The 17,227-nt window shown below is 63.3% G+C and carries 12 protein-coding genes; 1 reads left to right on the top strand and 11 read right to left on the bottom strand.

Features of this window, described 5'->3' with window-relative positions; translation table 11 throughout:
• Window positions 1-74: 74 nt before the first annotated feature.
• The 10 genes from GWE18_RS20000 to rsmH form a co-directional block, all read right to left on the bottom strand.
• Window positions 75-2,486: a hypothetical protein gene (locus tag GWE18_RS20000; RefSeq protein ID WP_275187414.1), complete on the bottom strand. Its 2,412-nt coding sequence runs from the start codon at window positions 2,484-2,486 to the stop codon at window positions 75-77.
• Between the two features lie 151 nt (window positions 2,487-2,637).
• Window positions 2,638-3,786, bottom strand: a complete 1,149-nt coding sequence (gene ftsW / locus GWE18_RS19995) for a putative lipid II flippase FtsW (RefSeq protein WP_275187413.1) — start codon at window positions 3,784-3,786, stop codon at window positions 2,638-2,640.
• Between the two features lie 304 nt (window positions 3,787-4,090).
• A complete protein-coding gene (locus GWE18_RS19990) occupies window positions 4,091-5,539 on the bottom strand; it encodes a DUF5107 domain-containing protein (RefSeq protein WP_275187412.1) in 1,449 nt (482 codons plus the stop codon).
• Between the two features lie 125 nt (window positions 5,540-5,664).
• Entirely contained in the window at window positions 5,665-7,065 is a 1,401-nt protein-coding gene (murD, locus tag GWE18_RS19985; RefSeq protein ID WP_275187411.1) for a UDP-N-acetylmuramoyl-L-alanine--D-glutamate ligase, read from the bottom strand.
• A 109-nt stretch (window positions 7,066-7,174) separates the two neighbouring features.
• On the bottom strand, window positions 7,175-8,281 hold the full coding sequence (gene mraY / locus GWE18_RS19980) for a phospho-N-acetylmuramoyl-pentapeptide-transferase (protein ID WP_275187410.1): 1,107 nt from the start codon (window positions 8,279-8,281) through the stop codon (window positions 7,175-7,177).
• A 182-nt stretch (window positions 8,282-8,463) separates the two neighbouring features.
• Window positions 8,464-9,846: a UDP-N-acetylmuramoyl-tripeptide--D-alanyl-D-alanine ligase gene (gene murF / locus GWE18_RS19975; protein WP_275187409.1), complete on the bottom strand. Its 1,383-nt coding sequence runs from the start codon at window positions 9,844-9,846 to the stop codon at window positions 8,464-8,466.
• Window positions 9,843-11,300 carry a UDP-N-acetylmuramoyl-L-alanyl-D-glutamate--2,6-diaminopimelate ligase gene (locus tag GWE18_RS19970; RefSeq protein ID WP_275187408.1) on the bottom strand — a complete coding sequence of 486 codons (1,458 nt, stop codon included), beginning with the start codon at window positions 11,298-11,300 and terminating at the stop codon, window positions 9,843-9,845. The genes murF and GWE18_RS19970 overlap by 4 nt, the downstream gene beginning before the upstream one ends.
• A gap of 49 nt (window positions 11,301-11,349) precedes the next feature.
• Window positions 11,350-13,101 (bottom strand): penicillin-binding protein 2, encoded by a 1,752-nt coding sequence (locus GWE18_RS19965; protein ID WP_275187407.1) that lies wholly within the window; start codon window positions 13,099-13,101, stop codon window positions 11,350-11,352.
• Complete coding sequence (locus GWE18_RS19960; protein ID WP_275187406.1) at window positions 13,098-13,490, bottom strand: hypothetical protein; 393 nt, start codon at window positions 13,488-13,490, stop codon at window positions 13,098-13,100. Before GWE18_RS19960 ends, GWE18_RS19965 begins: the two co-directional genes overlap by 4 nt.
• Before the next feature lie 2 nt (window positions 13,491-13,492).
• Window positions 13,493-14,557 carry a 16S rRNA (cytosine(1402)-N(4))-methyltransferase RsmH gene (gene rsmH / locus GWE18_RS19955; RefSeq protein ID WP_342804276.1) on the bottom strand — a complete coding sequence of 355 codons (1,065 nt, stop codon included), beginning with the start codon at window positions 14,555-14,557 and terminating at the stop codon, window positions 13,493-13,495.
• A gap of 397 nt (window positions 14,558-14,954) precedes the next feature.
• Here rsmH and GWE18_RS19950 point away from each other — a divergent pair, with 397 nt between their 5' ends.
• Window positions 14,955-15,821: an N-acetylmuramoyl-L-alanine amidase gene (locus tag GWE18_RS19950; RefSeq protein ID WP_275187404.1), complete on the top strand. Its 867-nt coding sequence runs from the start codon at window positions 14,955-14,957 to the stop codon at window positions 15,819-15,821.
• Between the two features lie 168 nt (window positions 15,822-15,989).
• Here GWE18_RS19950 and GWE18_RS19945 read toward each other — a convergent pair whose 3' ends face one another.
• The gene (locus GWE18_RS19945) at window positions 15,990-17,225 is read right to left on the bottom strand and encodes an RNA polymerase sigma factor (RefSeq protein ID WP_275187403.1); all 1,236 of its coding nucleotides are present in this window, start codon (window positions 17,223-17,225) and stop codon (window positions 15,990-15,992) included.
• Window positions 17,226-17,227 lie beyond the last annotated feature (2 nt).

The following is a 17,227-nucleotide window of genomic DNA, read 5'->3' as shown; positions in this document are numbered from 1 at the left end:
GGCGTTCCAAACGTCGAACGCCCCGATCTCTCGACCGGGGCGCCATGACGGATATTCCGGTGCCCTTAACGTTCTTAAGGCGCTGAATCCTGCGTAAGAATGCCGAGCCGCCGCCGCGTCCATACCGCTGCCGGATCCCAGGAAAACATCCATGCTAGGAAATAGAAACCCATCGCCAGCAGATACAGGAACGAGAATCCGAAATACATCGAGTTGTATTCCATCAACCCGCCAAACAGAGCTCCCATCAGATTGTAGGCAAGCGCGGTGGAGATGTTGATATCGGCCCTGCCGATCAGGGTCGAAAAGACAATACCCGAAAAGAACAACGGAAGCGTGAGCAATACACAACTCACCGCCAGGCTCACCTGAGGCGAACCCAGGGTAACCAGTCCGTGGTTGCGGGCATAGAAGTATCCAACGAGCAGGCTGACCAGGAGCCCGAGATAGGCAAGGCCGGTTTGCTGAACGATCTTCCCCTGCACCATCAGATTGGCCAGGAACGCCATCACCAAAACCAGAATTATGGTCGCGGCAATGACAAACCAGGTGCCGCCGAGATGCAGTCCCAATTCGGTAATGGCCTTGGTCTCCACCAGCATGAGGCCGGCGCCGAGAAAGAAGAACGGCAGATAGCCGCGTTCGATCGGGCCGGTCAGACCGATGGTCTTGCGCACGAACATATAGCTCAGAAGCAGCACCATGCCGAGCGCAATCATGTAGCTGACCGGATAGGTGCGCTCGATCATGTAGAAGAACGGCCAGTCATCGGTCGGGATGCTCGCCTCCGGATAGGGCTGCGCGAAATGCTTCGAGACGTCGGTGAATCCGATCGCGGCGAACGCATTTATATCGGGCATGGCGACGTCCCGGCCCTTCTGCGCAATGAAGGCGGTGGTCGTGCTCGAGTCGTAACGCACGCGAACCGCCAGCGGCTTGCCGGCGCCCGGCAATCCCTGGAGGATATGCGACAGCTTGAACCCGAGCGATTCGTTCGGCAGCGCGAACGCAACGGACATGACGCCGTCCGGCTTGAGCAGCTTGAAGGCTTCTGCAATTCCCTCGCGCGTATAGACGTAGGAATCGACGCGCAGGTTGGAGGCGTGGCTTAGCGCCGTGTGGGAATCCAGCACGCCATATATGATCAGATCGTATTGCTGGTCCGCCGTGCGGAAGAAGTTGCGCGCATCGTTGATGCGCAGCGTGACGCGCGGATCGTCATAGGGATGCTCGGGGTGGTAGTGCTTGCCGAGATGGGCAATGGCCGGGTCAATTTCGATCGCATCGACGTGTGAGGCGCCCATGCGGAGCGCCGCCGCCACGTCGTTACCGCTGCCGGCGCCGACAATCGCGACGCGCTGCGGCCTGTTCTTGAAGTTGAACGGAAATTCGTAATACGCGCGAACGTAACGGTCTTCCTCGGATTCATGCCCGCGATTGCTCTCCGCCAGGTTGAACACCTTCTGATAATAGGCGCCGCCCGACAGGAGGTTCATCAGCCCGTCCGATTTGGCCATGCGCTCCAGCAATTGATACGGAGAATAGATCCGCTGGATTTCCTGCTGGACCGGCCAGGACAGGACTGCGAGCAGCAGGCAAAAGCTGGCCACCCCGACCGGCAGGCGGGTATCGCGCGACAACACGAATACCAGAAGGACGCCGCCTGTTACGGTGAACCAGACTGCCGGGGGCAGCCAGAACAGGCTCATCACGCACAACGCCACGACACCGAGAATGCTGCCAATCAGATTCAGGCTGTAGGCTTTCAATGCATCGGTGCTTTGCAGCAACTTGCCGCAAAGCTGGCCGACCGGATAACAAATGCACGCACAAAGCACAAAGCTCATCGCCAGCAGCACATAGACCGGCGCGCCCGACTTGAGCAGAACCAACCAGTTTGGGCCGTCCGTTGTGCCACCGACAGCAGTTTGCTCGTGCATCGGCAGGGCTGCAAAGAAACCATTGGCCGCGCTGACGTCGTAGCGCAGCAGCGTGACGACGCCGACAAACAATGCAAGCATCGGTAACACCAGCGCCGGCGCGCAGGGCTGCTTGTCCGCGACCGCGTACCCCGCGCCCAGGCCGAGGAAGCAGGCCAGCAGGGTGAAATTCTTGAAGAACGAAAATACCGGGAATACCGATGCCAGCCAGCGGATCATGACCAGCTCGAGGAGCAGACTGACCATCGTCACCAGCACGATCAATCTGATCTTTTCCTTCGTGCCGGCATTTGCAAATGCCTGTTCGAAGAGGCTGCCCATCAGATCGATTTGACGATCCAGCCGGCGCGCGAGCCAGGGTGGATCGATGACAACCAGCAGCGCCGCCCCGCCCAGCAGGACACGAACCGAGAGCAGCAACAAATCGACCGCGTCGAACGACGCCCGGTCCAGAAACAGCCGAACCGCCAGAATCGAATAGACGAACAGGAGTGTGCTCAGACAGATGCTGAAGAAGCGAACGAGCCTGCGATTGGCGTCCCCCATTCCATGTGCGCCGTCGCCGTGATGCGTCCCCATTCTACCAAACCCTTTGCTGCACGCTGAAATTGGAGCATGCGATAAAATCGTTTAGGAATTGGATCGGAGTTTTACAGGGTTTTACTTAAGAATTGATGCAACCTATACAGAGCGTGCTCTAGGCGTAACGCGCCACGCCGGCGGCGTTCATCGATTCCACCTCGGTGCGCGGACGCTGTCGCGTCAACGCCAGCATCATGCCGACGCCATAGGCCAGCGAGATGATCGAGGAGCCGCCATAGGAGATGAAGGGCAGCGTCATGCCCTTGGCGGGGATCAGTTGCAGATTGACCGCCATATTGATCGCGGCCTGCATGCCGAACAGAATGGCAAGACCTGACGCTGCAAAGCGCGCGAACATGTCCTCGGTCGCATAGGCGCGGGTCAGCGTGCGGATCACGACGAAGGCGAACAGCCCAACCAGCGCCAGGCACAGGATGATGCCGAACTCCTCGGCGGCCACCGCAAACACGAAGTCGGTATGGCTGTCCGGCAGGCTGCGCTTGGCGATACCTTCGCCCGGCCCGAGCCCGAACCAACCGCCGTTCCAGAACGCTTCCATCGCCATGTCGACCTGGAAGGTGTCGCCGGATGCCGGATTCATGAAGCGCCTGATGCGGCCCGCGACGTGCGGAACCAACAGATAGGCGCTGAACAATCCGGCAGCCGCGGCGCCGGCAAGGCCGGCCACCCAGATCATCCGCATGCCGGCGATGAAGAACAGCGCGCCCCACACGATCAGGATCAGGATGGTCTGGCCGAAATCCGGCTCCATCACCAATAGCGCCACCAGCGTTAGCAGCAGCACCATCGCCATCGAGGTCGCCGGCATTTCCGGCCGCTTGGTCGATTCCGCAAACAGCCAAGCCGCCATCACGACGAAGGCGGGCTTGGCGGATTCGGAAGCCTGGATGTTGACGCCGAGCAGCGTGATCCAGCGCCGCGATCCCTTCACCTCCGCGCCGAAGACCAGCGTCGCCACGATCAAGATAACGCTCAATACGAACACCAGTAGCGCCAGCCGGCGGATCTGCTTGGGCGACAGAAACGACACCCCGATCAGCACCAGGAAAGACGGCAGCAGGAACAGCATGTGCCGGCTGAAGAAGTGGAAGGGATCGAGGCCGATCCTGGTCGCCACCGGCGGGCTCGCCGCCAGCGACAGGATAACGCCACCTAGGATCAGCGCGGAAATCGCCGCCAACAGCAGCTTATCCACGGTCCACCACCAGTCCGAAAACGGGGTGCGTTGGTCACGGGCGAGCATGGGCGTCCCCAAAATGGCAGAGGTAACGCCCATTGGTGAGGCAGGATGGTTTATGGGGGGTTAATGAATTGGGAATGATTTGAGGCGAGCGGGCGCCCCGGATGCTGCCCAGCGCGGAGCGATGCGCTGCTAGGCCGGGGCCCAGGGCGCTGTGGGTCCCGGCTCAGCGTAGCGGCATTACATGCCGCAACGCGTCCGGGACACCAGCAACGCTGTGTAGGATGGGTGGAGCGAAGCGATACCCATCAATTGCATTTGGCGAAGATGATGGGTTTCGCTGCGCTCTACCCATCCTACAATAAAATTACCTTATTTTCGTCTCGGCCGCGATCAGCTCTCTCCCATCCGCGGTCGTGATCGCCAGCCGCACCTGTTCGCCGTTGCCACCGGCCGGAATCGTCGCAAAAATGCGATTTCCGTTTTTCGGGTCGGCTTTCACGGCATCATTGAACAATGTCGCATCGCCGCGTTTCAACGTGACGCGTAGCGGCGTGGCCAGCTCGATGCTGAAGAACTGAAGATTCACACCGGAGGCTGCGGTCGAGAGATTGATCAAGATGTTCTCGTTCGCATGTGTCACATTATTCATGCCGACGATCGGGCTGTAGGTTTCCGGAATCGACACCTCACCTCGCGCGAGAAGCTGAGCGCGGTGGAAAAACTGGTCCGATACGCCGGCCCACAATTCGACGTAAGGCCGCGATTCGTTCGGGTCCTTGCGTGCGTCAGTTTCGTTCGTGAACGACGGATATCCCCACGTCCACATCTTCAGGCCCGGCGTGACTGTGTTGTCAGCGATGCGGATGATTCCCTCTTCGTTGTCGTGATTGATGACACCCCAAAAGTTGCCACCCTGCATATCGGGCGCCGCGTACGCGATGCCCATCGTCGGCCAGTTCTTGAAGTAGCGCAGTTTTTCGAAACGGCTCCTGCCCTGACCTAAGCTCTCGTCGCCGCCGGCCAGATTCGCCGACCAGGCGGGCGTGCTGTAGGCCTCGATCGGTGCGATGATTTCAGCGCCGCCGGTCGTCTTGGGATTGTTCGGGTCCGATCCTGGCGCGAGCGTCGTGCAGGTCCAGTACTCGTAATCGACCGCCTGGGCTTGCGGATTCTTCAGCACCACGCGCGTATCGAGCGCGGCGCGATCGGCTTTCAGCGTGACGTAGTAAGTCGCTTCGATACCCGTCGCCCCCTTGAGAAACTGCGTTGGTGCCGCGGAATACGCGAAATCATCTTTGAGCGACATCGACACCGTCACTTCGCCGGCGCTCTCCTTCACTACCTTGAAATCCCACGGCTTCAGCCACGTCCTGCCGTGCTCGGGATCCGGGAAGGTAGGGAAGATGCCGCCATACACCATCAGCCAGTCGTAATAAAAGACGCCGGCCTTCATTCCGTAGGGTACGCCTACCTCGTTGCGATAAAGTTGTTCGTGGCCGGTCGGCTTGTAGATAATGGAAAGAATGCGCCCGCCAAATTCGGGGACGAGCGTTACTTTCAGATAACGGTTCTCGAGCACGTAGGTCTTGAACGTGCGATCGACGATGGCCGTCTTGTCGAGCGACCCGCTGACGAATCCGTTCTCCGCAGAGGTCGCGTATTTGACCGTGCTCCACGAAATCGTCGACTCGCTGAGAGACACGCTGTCGGGCACCGGCGACGCCGCATGCACGACGGCATTAAACGCAAAGGTCGCCGAAAGAACCGCAAACGCGAAGCTGATACGGCGATGCGAGGGATAATGAATTGCCATTTGCGACGCCTTCGAACGAGCCCGAGCGGCAATCTAGCGCGTAGGATGGGTGGAGCGAAGCGATACCCATCATGCAGGGGTTCGCGAAAGATGATGGGTTTCGCTGCGCTCTACCCATCCTACAGTCAAACCACCGGCTTCACGCCCGGCAGCGCCGTCACCAGATCGCGGAACGCAGCGCCGCGGATTTCGAAGTTGCGGTACTGGTCGAACGAGGCGCAGGCGGGTGACAGCAGCACCACGGGATCGACGAACTCCGACGCCTCTGCGTCACGCGCGGCGCTGGCCACGGCAACATCGAGCGTCTCCGAAATCTCGTGCGGCACGCGTTCACCCAGGGTTCCCGCAAACTCCTGTGCGGCCTCGCCGATCAGATAGGCTTTGCGGATGCGCGGGAAATATTCTGACAGGCCGGTGATGCCGCCCTGCTTCGGCTTGCCGCCGGCGATCCAGAAGATGTCGGCGAAGGACGATAGCGCATGCGCGGCGGCGTCGGCATTGGTGCCCTTGGAGTCGTTGACGAACAGCACGTTGCCGCGGCGGCCGACCTGCTCCATGCGGTGCGCGAGCCCGGGAAAGCTGCGCAGGCCGTTTTGCAGGGTGTCGGTCGAGATGCCCATCGCCAGCGCGCAGGCCGAAGCGCAAGCTGCGTTCTGTGCATTGTGCAGGCCGCGCAGCGAACCGATGCCGCCCAGCCTTGCGATCTCGCTGCGCGCGCCACCCGCCGCCTGCACGATGGTTTCGCGCTCGACATAGACGCCATCGGGCAGCGGGTTCCTCACGGAGATCCGCACCACGCGCTTGCCGGCCTGATCGAGCCGGTCGGCGATGTTGCGGCACCAGCCGTCATCGACGCCGACAATACTCGTGCCCTGCGGCTGCACGCCAGCGACCAGCCGCGCTTTCACGGCGGCGTAATGCTCCAGCGTGCCGTGGCGATCGATATGGTCTTCGCTGATATTAAGGAGAATGCCGACGGAAGGATCGAGCGACGGCGCCAGATCGATCTGGTAGGACGACATCTCGACCACATGCACGCGTCCCATCCGCGGCGGCTCCAGCGACAGGATCGCCGTGCCGATATTGCCGCCCATCTGGGCGTCATAGCCGGCGACCTTCATTAGATGCGCGATCAGGGCCGTGGTGGTCGACTTGCCGTTGGTGCCGGTGATGGCGATAAACGGCGCGTCCGGCGCATGACGGCGGCGCTCGCGGCAGAACAATTCGACGTCGCCGATCACTTCAGTGCCGGCCTGCCGCGCCATCAGCACGGACCAGTGCGGCGCCGGATGGGTGAGCGGCGCGCCGGGCGTCAAAATCAGCGCGGCAAAATTCGACCACGACACCGTGCGCAGATCGGCGGTGGTGAAGCCGGCCTGGGCTGCCTTTGCGATATTGTCGGCACTATCGTCGCCTGCAATCACTTCCGCGCCGCCGACCTTCAGCGCGTGGCAGCTCGCAAGGCCCGAACCGCCGAGACCGAAGACGGCGACCGTCTTGCCTGCAAAGGAGGTGACGGGGATCATAACGCCTCCACGGTCATTCCGGGGCGTGCGAAGCACGAACCCGGAATCTCGAGATTCCGGATTGCCGCTGCGCGGCCTCCGGAATGACGGCCGTAGAAATGCACGATCATCAGCGCAGCTTCAGCGTGGAGAGGCCGGCCAGTGCCAGCATCACCGAAATGATCCAGAACCGGATCACGATCTGCGGCTCGGTCCAGCCCTTCTGCTCGAAATGGTGATGCAGCGGCGCCATCCGGAACACGCGTTTTCCGGTCAGCTTGAACGATGCCACCTGCACGATCACGGAGACGGCTTCCAGCACGAACAACCCACCGATCACGGCGAGCACGATCTCATGCTTTACTGCGACCGCAGTGGCGCCGAGCATGCCACCGAGCGCGAGCGAGCCGGTATCGCCCATGAAGATCGAGGCCGGCGGTGCATTGAACCAGAGGAATCCGAGGCCGGCGCCGAGCACCGCGCCGCAGAGCACCGCGAGCTCACCGGTTCCGGCAACGTACCTGATCTGCAGATAGTCGGAGAAGACCGCGTTGCCGGTCAGATACGAGATCATGCCGAAGCTGGCGGCGGCGATCATGACAGGCACGATCGCAAGCCCGTCGAGACCATCGGTCAGATTGACCGCGTTACCGGCGCCGACGATCACGAACGCGCCGAAGATGATGAAGAACCAACCGAAATTGATCACCACGTCTTTCAGGAAGGGTATCGCAAGCGAGGTCGAGGTTGCGTCGCGGCCGAGCCGCACCAGCGCGTAGCAGGCCGCGAGCGCAATCACCGCTTCGATCAGGAGCCGCAGCTTGCCGGCAAAGCCACTATGGCTCTGTTTAGTCACCTTCAAATAGTCGTCGTAAAATCCGACGAAGCCGAAGCCGAGCGTCACCGCCAGCACGATCCAGACGTAGGGGTTGAGCGGATTGGCCCATAACAGCGTCGCCACCACGAGGCCCGACAGGATCATCAGCCCGCCCATCGTCGGCGTGCCCTTCTTGGAGATCAGGTGCGATTGCGGGCCATCGGTGCGGATCGGTTGGCCTTTGCCTTGCCTCAGCCGCAGATGATCGATGATCCAGGGCCCGAACAGGAATACGAACAGCGCGCCCGTCACCATCGCCCCGCCGGTGCGGAAAGTGATGTAGCGAAACACGTTGAACGCGCCGCGGAAGATACCAAAACCGGGAACGGTGTTGGAAAGCTCGATCAGCCAGTAAAACATTCAGGTAGGCCCTATCACGCGGCTTGGTTGCGCCGTCCTTAACGGGAAGCGCTCCGGGAGCGCGTTCGTTCCGGGAACGCCTTGATAATCGTTTTCATCCTCAAACCAAGCAAATCTTGCTCAGGCATGGGGTATTGACGAATCGCGTCTGGCGGAAACAACAGCCGTCAAGTGCGGCCAGTTTACGCCTTTGCCTGCAAGGCGGCCAGCAGCCTTGGCACAAACTTGTTCACCCAGAACATCTTTTTGCTGCCCTTGACGACCACCACGTCCCCGTCCCGCAGCAATGCGGCGATTTGTTGGGGATCGAGCGTAGCCGGGTCTTCATGCCAGCCGAGCGCCCGCTCCGCCGGCACGAGATCGTATAAATGGCGCATCAGCGGGCCGACGCAGTAAATGCCGTCAATGCCGGGCAGGTCGGTCGCGAGCTTCTCGTGATAGGCAGGCGCATCAGCGCCCAATTCCAGCATGTCGCCGAGAATGGCGACGCGCCGGCCTGCCTTCACCGGCCGTGCTTTCAGGCTGCCGAGCGCGGCCACCATGCTGGCCGGGTTGCCGTTGAAACTGTCGTCGATCACGGTGACGCCATGGGCCGCCTGCTCCACGCCGCGGCCGGTCATGATGCCGACACGGCTGAGTTCTGTGGCCAGCGCCGCGGGTTCGAGCCCGGCGGCATGGATGGACGCCAGCGCAGCCAATGCGTTTTGCAGGCGATGCGGTGCGCCGGGCGTCAGGCCGAATTCGATTGGCCCGCCGTTCACCTGCGCTGTGACGTTCCAGCTCTCGCCCTGGGCCGCGTGGTTCAGCTCCCGCACATCGGATCCCTCGCCGAAGCGAACGACCCTGCCGTTCCATTCCGGCGCCTCGACATCCCCAGGCAACACCAGCACGCCGCCCTTTGGCAGACCTTGCGCGATGCTGACCTTCTCGCGCCGGATCGCTTCCAGGCTGCCGAGCTTTTCCAGATGCACCGGTTGCACGTTCACGACAAGAGCGACCGTCGGCCTGGTCAGTTCGCTGAGCCGCGCGATCTCGCCGATCTGGTTCATGCCCATTTCGACCACCCAGACGCTCGCGGCGGGACTGGCATTGCACAGCGTCAGCGGCACGCCCCAGAAATTGTTGAAACTGCTCGGACTGGCATAGGCGTTCGGGTAGGCGGCGAGGAATTCCTTGGTACTGGTCTTACCGGCGCTGCCGGTCAGGCCGATCACCGGGCCCTTGAACCGCGCCCGCGCCGCGCGCGCAAGGCCCCACAGGCCATCGATCAGCGTGTCCCCGACCACCAATTGGGGAACACTCACGCCGGCAATTCGGTGTGGAACGATCATCGCCACCGCGCCGGCCGCCTCGGCCTTTTCGGCGAATTCCCAGCCGTCGCGTGCGCTGGCGAAGCTGGAGATGAAGCCGCCGCTCGGCGTGCCGCTCAATGCCACGAACAGGCAGCCGGGTTTCACCAGACGGCTGTCCTGCGTGACGAAATCAATCGGCGTGGCGGGGTATTCGCCGGACAGCCCCAGCGCCTGCGCGACTTCGGCAATGGTCCACAATGGCGTCGTGCTCATGCCACCCTCGCCGCCAGCACGGCCGCCACCGCCTCGTGATCGCTAAAAGGCAAAACCTTGTCGCCGACGATCTGGCCGGTCTCGTGACCCTTGCCGGCGATCAAGAGCGCGTCGCCGGGCTGCAGCGCCGATATCCCGGCCCTGATCGCTTCAGCACGATCGCCGATGTCGCTGGCGCCCTTCGCCGTTGCCAGAATAGCGGCGCGGATGGCTTCCGGATTTTCGCTGCGCGGATTGTCGTCGGTGACGATGACCTGGTCGGCATTCTCGGCCGCAATCGCGCCCATGATCGGGCGCTTGCCGGCGTCACGGTCACCGCCGGCCCCGAAGATAACGACAAGCTTGCGTTTGGCGTAGGGCCGCAGCGCCTGCAGCGCCTTCGCCAGCGCGTCCGGCTTGTGCGCATAATCGACAAAGATCGGCGCGCCATTGTGCTCGCCGACCCGCTCCAGCCGCCCCTTGGCGCCTTCGAGATGGTCGAGCGTAGCGAACACCTCGGCCGGCTCGCTGCCGGTGCCGATCGCGAGCCCGGCGGCAACCAGCGCGTTCTCGATCTGGAATTCGCCGACCAGCGGCAACTTGACGGTGTAACTGCGCCCGCGATGCGCCAGTGCAAGGTTCTGGGCATATCCTTCGACCATCGCACCAACGAGGCGGATGCCTTCACCCTCGCCATCCGCGTTGCGGCCGACGTCGATGATCCGCAGGGATCGTAACCTCGCCGCGTCAATCACCTCCGGCGAGCAATCATGATCGGCCGAGATCACCGCCACGCCGCCTGGCGCAACGAGATCGCGGAACAGCCGCAGCTTGGCGGCGAGGTAGTGCGCGACATCGGGATGATAATCCATGTGGTCGCGCGTGAGATTGGTGAAGCCGCCGGCGGCGATGCGTACGCCGTCGAGCCTGAACTGGTCGAGCCCGTGCGAGGATGCCTCGAAGGCCAGATGCGTGACGCCCTCGCCCGCGATCTCGTCGAGCTGCCTGTGAAGCGCGATCGGGTCCGGCGTCGTCAGCGAGCCGTAGACCGTGCGCTTTGGCGAAACGAGGCCGATGGTGCCGATGCTGGCGGAAGCGTGGCCGAGCCGTTCCCAGATCTGGCGCGTGAACGCGGCGACCGAGGTCTTGCCGCTGGTCCCGGTCACCGCCGCGATGGTCGCGGGCTGCCGCGGATAGAATCGCGCCGCGGCCAGCGCCAGCGCCCGGCGCGAATTTAGCGTGACGATGAACGGCACGCGGCGGTCCGGCGAAGCGCGGTCACCTGCTACTGCAACCGCGCCCGCGTTTATCGCCGCATCGATAAACCGGGAACCGTCGGTCTTGCTGCCGGCGAGCGCAAAGAACAGGTCGCCCGGCTTCACCGCGCGGCTGTCGACGCTAAGACCTTTCACATCGACAGCTTCCGCCTGCGGCTCGATCGCAGCGTCATCGCTGAAGAGTTCGCGAAGTTTCATAGTGCTCCAGTCCGGCCCGGCGCGCAGCGCGGCGCGCGTAACATACGCCTTACTGGGTTGTCTTCGATGCCGCAAGAATAAGGCGGTCGGACGGCGGCAGGTCGAAGCGCGGCTCGATGCCCAGCAGCGGGCCGATGCGGGCAATCACCTTGCCGCCGGTCGGCACCGCGTTCCAGCCCGAGGTGATGAAGCCATGGGTTTCCGGCAGCGCCTTCGGCTCGTCCAGCATGACCAGCAACTGGTACTGCGGATTGTCGGCCGGAATGATCGCCGTGAACGAGTTGAGCACCTGCTTCCTGGAATAGCGACCGTTGACGACCTTTTCCGAGGTGCCGGTCTTGCCGCCGATATAATAGCCCTTCACGTCGGCCTTCTTGGCGGTTCCGATCTCGGCGTTCAGCCGCATCAGATAGCGCATCTTGTCGGAGGTTTCGGTTCTGAGCACCTTCTTGGCGATCGCCCTCGCTTCCTCTTCCGACCGCTTGAGGAAGGTCGGGGGAATCAGGAGACCGCCATTGATGCAGGCGTTAATGCCCATCACCGCCTGCAGAGGCGCCACCGCGATGCCATGACCGAAAGCCGCCGTGATGGTGTTGAGTTCGGTCCAGCGCTTCGGCACGATCGGCGAGGCGCTTTCCGGCAGTTCGGTGCGCAACCGGTCCATCTGGCCGAGCTTCTTCAGGAACGCCTTGTGCGCCTCGACGCCCTGCGCAAGCGCGATCTTGGCCGCGCCGACGTTCGAGGAGAACGTAAACACTTCCGACAGCGTGATCGCGCGGCCGACCGGATGGGTGTCGTGAATGGTGAACTTGCCGAACTTCAGCGCCCCGCGCCCGTCATAGAGCGTGTTGAGGTTGGCCTTGCCGGAATCCAGCGCCATCGCCAGCGTCAGCGCCTTGAAGGTCGAGCCCATCTCGAACACGCCGGTGGTCAGGCGGTTGATGCGCTCGGGATCGTGCGCCTCCTTCGGATTGTTCGGATCGAAATCCGGCAGCGACACCAGGGCCACGATCTCGCCGGTCCGGACGTTGGAGACGAGGCCGGAAGCCGCCTTCGCCTTGTATTTTTCCTTCGCCTTCAAGAGTTCGTCGCGAAGCGCGTGCTCGACGCGCAGGTCGATCGACAGTTCCACCGGCTTCTGCAGCCGATCGGTGGCGAAACCCGCGCGGTGCAAATCGGCCAGACCGTTATTGTCCAGCCACTTCTCCATCCCGGCGATGCCCGCGTTGTCGATGTTGACGAGGCCGATCAGATGCGCCACCGCGGCGCCGGTCGGATAGACGCGCTTGTTCTCGCGCAGGAATCCGATGCCGGGAATGCCGAGCTTGTGAATGTCGTGCTGCTGTTTTGGCGTGATCTCGCGCTTCAGCCACACAAATCCCTTGCGCGACGACAGGCGCGTGCGCGCCTCCGCGGTGTCGAGGTCTGGCAGCGCCGCGGTCAGGAGCTCGATTGCCTCGTCCTTGTCGATGATGCGCCTGGGCTCGCCGAACAGGCTCGGCGCCTTGACGTCGGTCGCCAGCACCTCGCCGTTGCGATCGACGATATCCGGCCGCGCGGTCGCAATCGCGTCCTGCGAGGCGGTGCGGCGCGCGCCGTGGCTGTCGGCGCCGACCGCGAACATCACCAGACGTCCGGCCAGCACCGCATAGATCGCCGCAAACAGCAGGATCGCAAGCCCCACGCGGGCCCGCGCCTTGGCGGCGCGGTCGACGTCGCGCCCGTAGAGCAGGCTGCGGATCAACCGCTGCCGCCACGGTTCCGCGGGCCTCCTGAGGTTGGCAAGCGCGCGGCCTGTCATTGCTGATCTCCCGGCTTGGGCACGGACCCGGTTGTCGGCGGTGCTTCGGCGGCCGCCTCGATGGTGTTGATCATCGCGCCAATCGGATCGGGCGCGCCGGGCCTCGCAAAGGCCGGCGGCCGCTCCGGCAGATTCCTCAACTGATCATACTGCGTGGCGTTCAGCGGCTTCAGGCCGAGGTGGCGTTCGGTCAGCCCTTGCAGCCGCAGCGGCGCATCGAGCTTGGCCCATTCCGCACGCAGCGCCGCGATGGCGTCGCGCTGCTCGCGGATCTCGGCGTTGAGCCGCAGCACACGCTCGACACGCGAGGTCGATTCCATCTTGATCCGGTAGACGTAAGCCGCCGCGAACACCAGAACGCCGATGACGAGGAAGTGGATGATCCGCATGATCAGCCTCCCCTCATGACATCGGCGAGATTGGGCCAGCCCGGCAGGCGGCCTGCGGCATGCGCGGGCGCATCCGTCCGCTCGGCAGCGCGCAGTTTCGCGGAACGCGCGCGCGGATTGGCGGCCACTTCCGCTTCACCTGGTGTGACCGGGCGTTTGGTCAGGATCTGAAAACTCGGCGGGACTCGCGCAACTTCGGGCAAGTGTCGCGATCCGCCGCCGGTCTTGCCGCGCGCATTGAAGAAATCCTTGACGATGCGGTCTTCCAGCGAATGGAACGACACGACCACAAGCCGGCCGCCGGGCTTCAACACCCGCTCGGCCGCCACCAGCGCCAGATGCAGCTCGTCGAGCTCGGCGTTGACGAAAATCCGCAAGCCCTGGAACGTGCGCGTCGCCGGATGAATCTCGTTCGGCTTGGAGCGCACCACCTTGCCGACGATATCGGCCAGCGCCTGCGTGGTCGTGATCGGCGCCTCTTTCCTCGCGGCGACGATGGCGCGCGCCACCGCGCGCGAATGGCGCTCTTCGCCGAAGATGTAGATGATGTTGGCGAGATCGGCTTCGGAGGCCTTCGCCACGACATCGGCTGCGGTCGGGCCGTCATGGCCCATCCGCATGTCGAGCGGACCGCCGAGCCGGAACGAGAAGCCGCGTTCGGCCTGATCGAGCTGCATCGAGGAAACGCCGACATCCATCACGACGCCATCCACCGCAGCGACGCCTTGCGCCGCGCAGACGTCCGCAAGGTTGGAGAATCGGTCCTCGACCAGGGTCAGCCGTCCCTCCGACTGCTCGACCAGATCGAACCCGCCGGTAATCGCTGACCGGTCGCGGTCGATGCCGATGACTCGGGTTCCCGCGACGCTAAGGATCGTGCGGCTGTAGCCGCCGGCGCCGAAGGTCGCGTCGACATAGATGCCGCCGTCTTTGGGGTTGAGCATCTCGACCGCCTCGCGGCCGAGCACCGAGACATGACGCGGCGCAGCCGGGCTCATGCGCCGTCCCCCGGCGCTTTGCAGTCGATGGTACGAAAACTGGACGCGAACGAGCCCATTGCGCCTCAAATCTCTGCGCTTCGCCGGGCTGTTCCGGCCCAACGGCCGCGACTCGGCGCGATTGCTGCCTTCTGCCCGGCCTCGCGCCCGCTCATTTCCAGACGGAATTTGCTGGGTTGCCATGGCATTTCGAGCGCGAAAGAGGGCTTCGGCCGTCCCCAACCCGGTTCGGCTCTTCACCACTTAGTAACGGCACTTAGCGTTAAGAAAGCGTTGATGGTTCGATTAAGGTTTTGCGCGCCTTTATAGACGCCGAAAAATGGTGATGCGCCCCGCACACACCCGGTCAAAATGCGTGATGGAACTCGGCCACCGGATTGCGCACGCACGAGGTAAATGAATAGTAAATGGTATTGCCACTTATAACACGATACTGCCGTTCTCCCGCCCGGTTTGGGTCCAAAAAATGGCTTCTGGTCCGTTCGCATCTGCTGGTATTGATTCGAGGCGTCAACGCGCCCTTCCCGTTCCCAGGGCCAACGCCGACATGAAGACTTTTACTCCCGATTCATCGATTGCTTCCGACGTCATCGCGTCGCCGAACTATGGCGAGCGCAACAACGGCCGCCTCGCCGATATGATCCTGCTGCACTACACTGGCATGCCGGACGTGCAAGGCGCGATTGCCCAGCTCTGCACCCCCGGCACCGACGTTTCAGCGCATTACATCGTGCTGGAAGACGGCCGCATCGTGCAATGCGTGCCGGAAGCCAAGCGCGCCTGGCACGCCGGCGTCTCCTCCTGGGCCGGCGAGGAAGACATCAATTCCTGCTCGATCGGGATCGAGATCATCAACCGCGGCCACGACTGGGGCTATCCGGACTTCCCGCTGCGCCAGATCGCCGCCGTGATCGCGCTGTGCCGCGGCATCATGCTACGCCGCAAAATTCCTTCGCATCGCGTGCTCGCGCATTCCGACGTCGCCCCGGCGCGCAAGAAGGATCCCGGAGAAAAGTTTCCGTGGCATTCGCTGGCGAATTCCGGCGTCGGACATTGGGTGCAGCCGGCGCCGATCGTGCGCGGCGAAACGCTCAAACTCGGCAGCATCAGCGACGACGTCGCAGGCCTGCAGATGGCGCTTGCCAAATACGGCTACAAAGTCCCGACCACCGGCAAGTTCGACGGCCCGACCATGGAAGTAGTTACCGCGTTCCAGCGCCACTTCCGTCCCGCGCGCGTCGACGGCATCGCCGATCATTCGACGATCAGCACGCTGCACGCGCTGCTGACGAGCCTGCCGACGGGCGCGGCGACGACGGTGGCGGCGAGGTAGTTGCACTCCCTCGCCCCGCTCTTGCGGGGTCGAGACAAGCGAAGCTTGCTCTTAGAGGGTTGGGGTGAGGGGCTCTATCCACGAGTTCTGAACGACGTGAGACCTGTACCCCTCACCCGGATTGCTCCGCAATCCGACCTCTCCCCGCAAGCGGGGCGAGGTGAAAAGCTACCCCATCTCCGCGATCCGCCGCGCATAAAATCGCCGCAGCGGCTCGAGTTGCGTCGCCGCCGTCGCCGCCTGATATGCTTGGCGCGCCGCATCGCGCCGGCCGAGCCGGCGCAGCAGATCGGCGCGAACGGCCGGCAGCAGTTCATAACCTTTCAGTCCGCCCCGCGCTTCCAACGCATTGACCAGATCAAGCGCCCGCGCCGGCCCGTCGACCATCGATATCGCCGCGGCGTGATTGAGTTCGATCACCGGCGATGGGCTGATCCGCAGCAGCACCTCATACAGGCCCGCGATCTGCGGCCAATCAGTATCTTCATAGCTTGGCGCACGCGCATGCAGCGCCGCGATGGCCGCCTGCACCGCATAGGATTGCGGCCGCCCCGGCATCCGCAACGCGTCTTCCACCAGCACCAAGCCCTCGGCGATCTGGTGCTGGTCCCACAGGCTGCGGTCCTGCTCTTCCAAGAGCACGATGTCGCCGCCGGCAGTCGCGCGGCCGGCGCGGCGGGAATCGTGCAACAGCATCAGGGCCAGCAGCCCCTTGATCTCGCCGCGCCCGGGCATCAGCGCATCGAGCAGCCTTGCCAGCCGGACCGCTTCGCGCGCCAGGTCAGGCCGCATCAGATCTTCGCCGGAGGTTGCCGCGTAGCCTTCGGTGAAGACGAGATAGATCACCGCGAGCACACCGCGCAGCCGCGGCTCCAACGCGTCGCGCTCCGGCACCTCATAAGGAATGCCGGCAAGACGAATCTTCTGCTTGGCGCGCAACAGGCGCTGCGCCATCGCGTCTTCGCTGGCGAGAAAGGCGCGCGCGACCTGCGCTGTCGTGAGCCCGCACACCGTGCGCAGCGTGAGCGCCACTTGCACTTCCGCCGCAAAGGACGGATGGCAGCAGGTGAAGATCAGCCGCAACATGTCGTCGTCGAGCACGCCATCGGCGGCCTCGCACGGCGCCGACGCATTGAGCAGGATTTCGCGCGTCAGCTCCTGCTGCTTGCCGCGAAATGCGACGTTGCGGCGAACGCGGTCGATCGCCTTATTACGCCCGACATTGACCAGCCACGCACGTGGATTGGACGGCAGGCCGGCGGCGGGCCAGCGTTCCAGCGCCACCGCAAACGCATCCTGCAACGCATCTTCCGCAAGATCGAAATCGCCGACGAGGCGGATCAGCGTGGCCAGCGCTCGCCCCACCTCGTCGCGAAAGACTTTTTCGATTTCGATGGGCGTCATGC

The organism is Bradyrhizobium sp. CSA112, assembly GCF_029051645.1.
Taxonomy (GTDB): Bacteria; Pseudomonadota; Alphaproteobacteria; order Rhizobiales; family Xanthobacteraceae; genus Bradyrhizobium.
The sequence above is the reverse complement of the archived record's forward strand: the minus strand, read 5'-3'. Positions and strand labels throughout refer to the sequence as shown.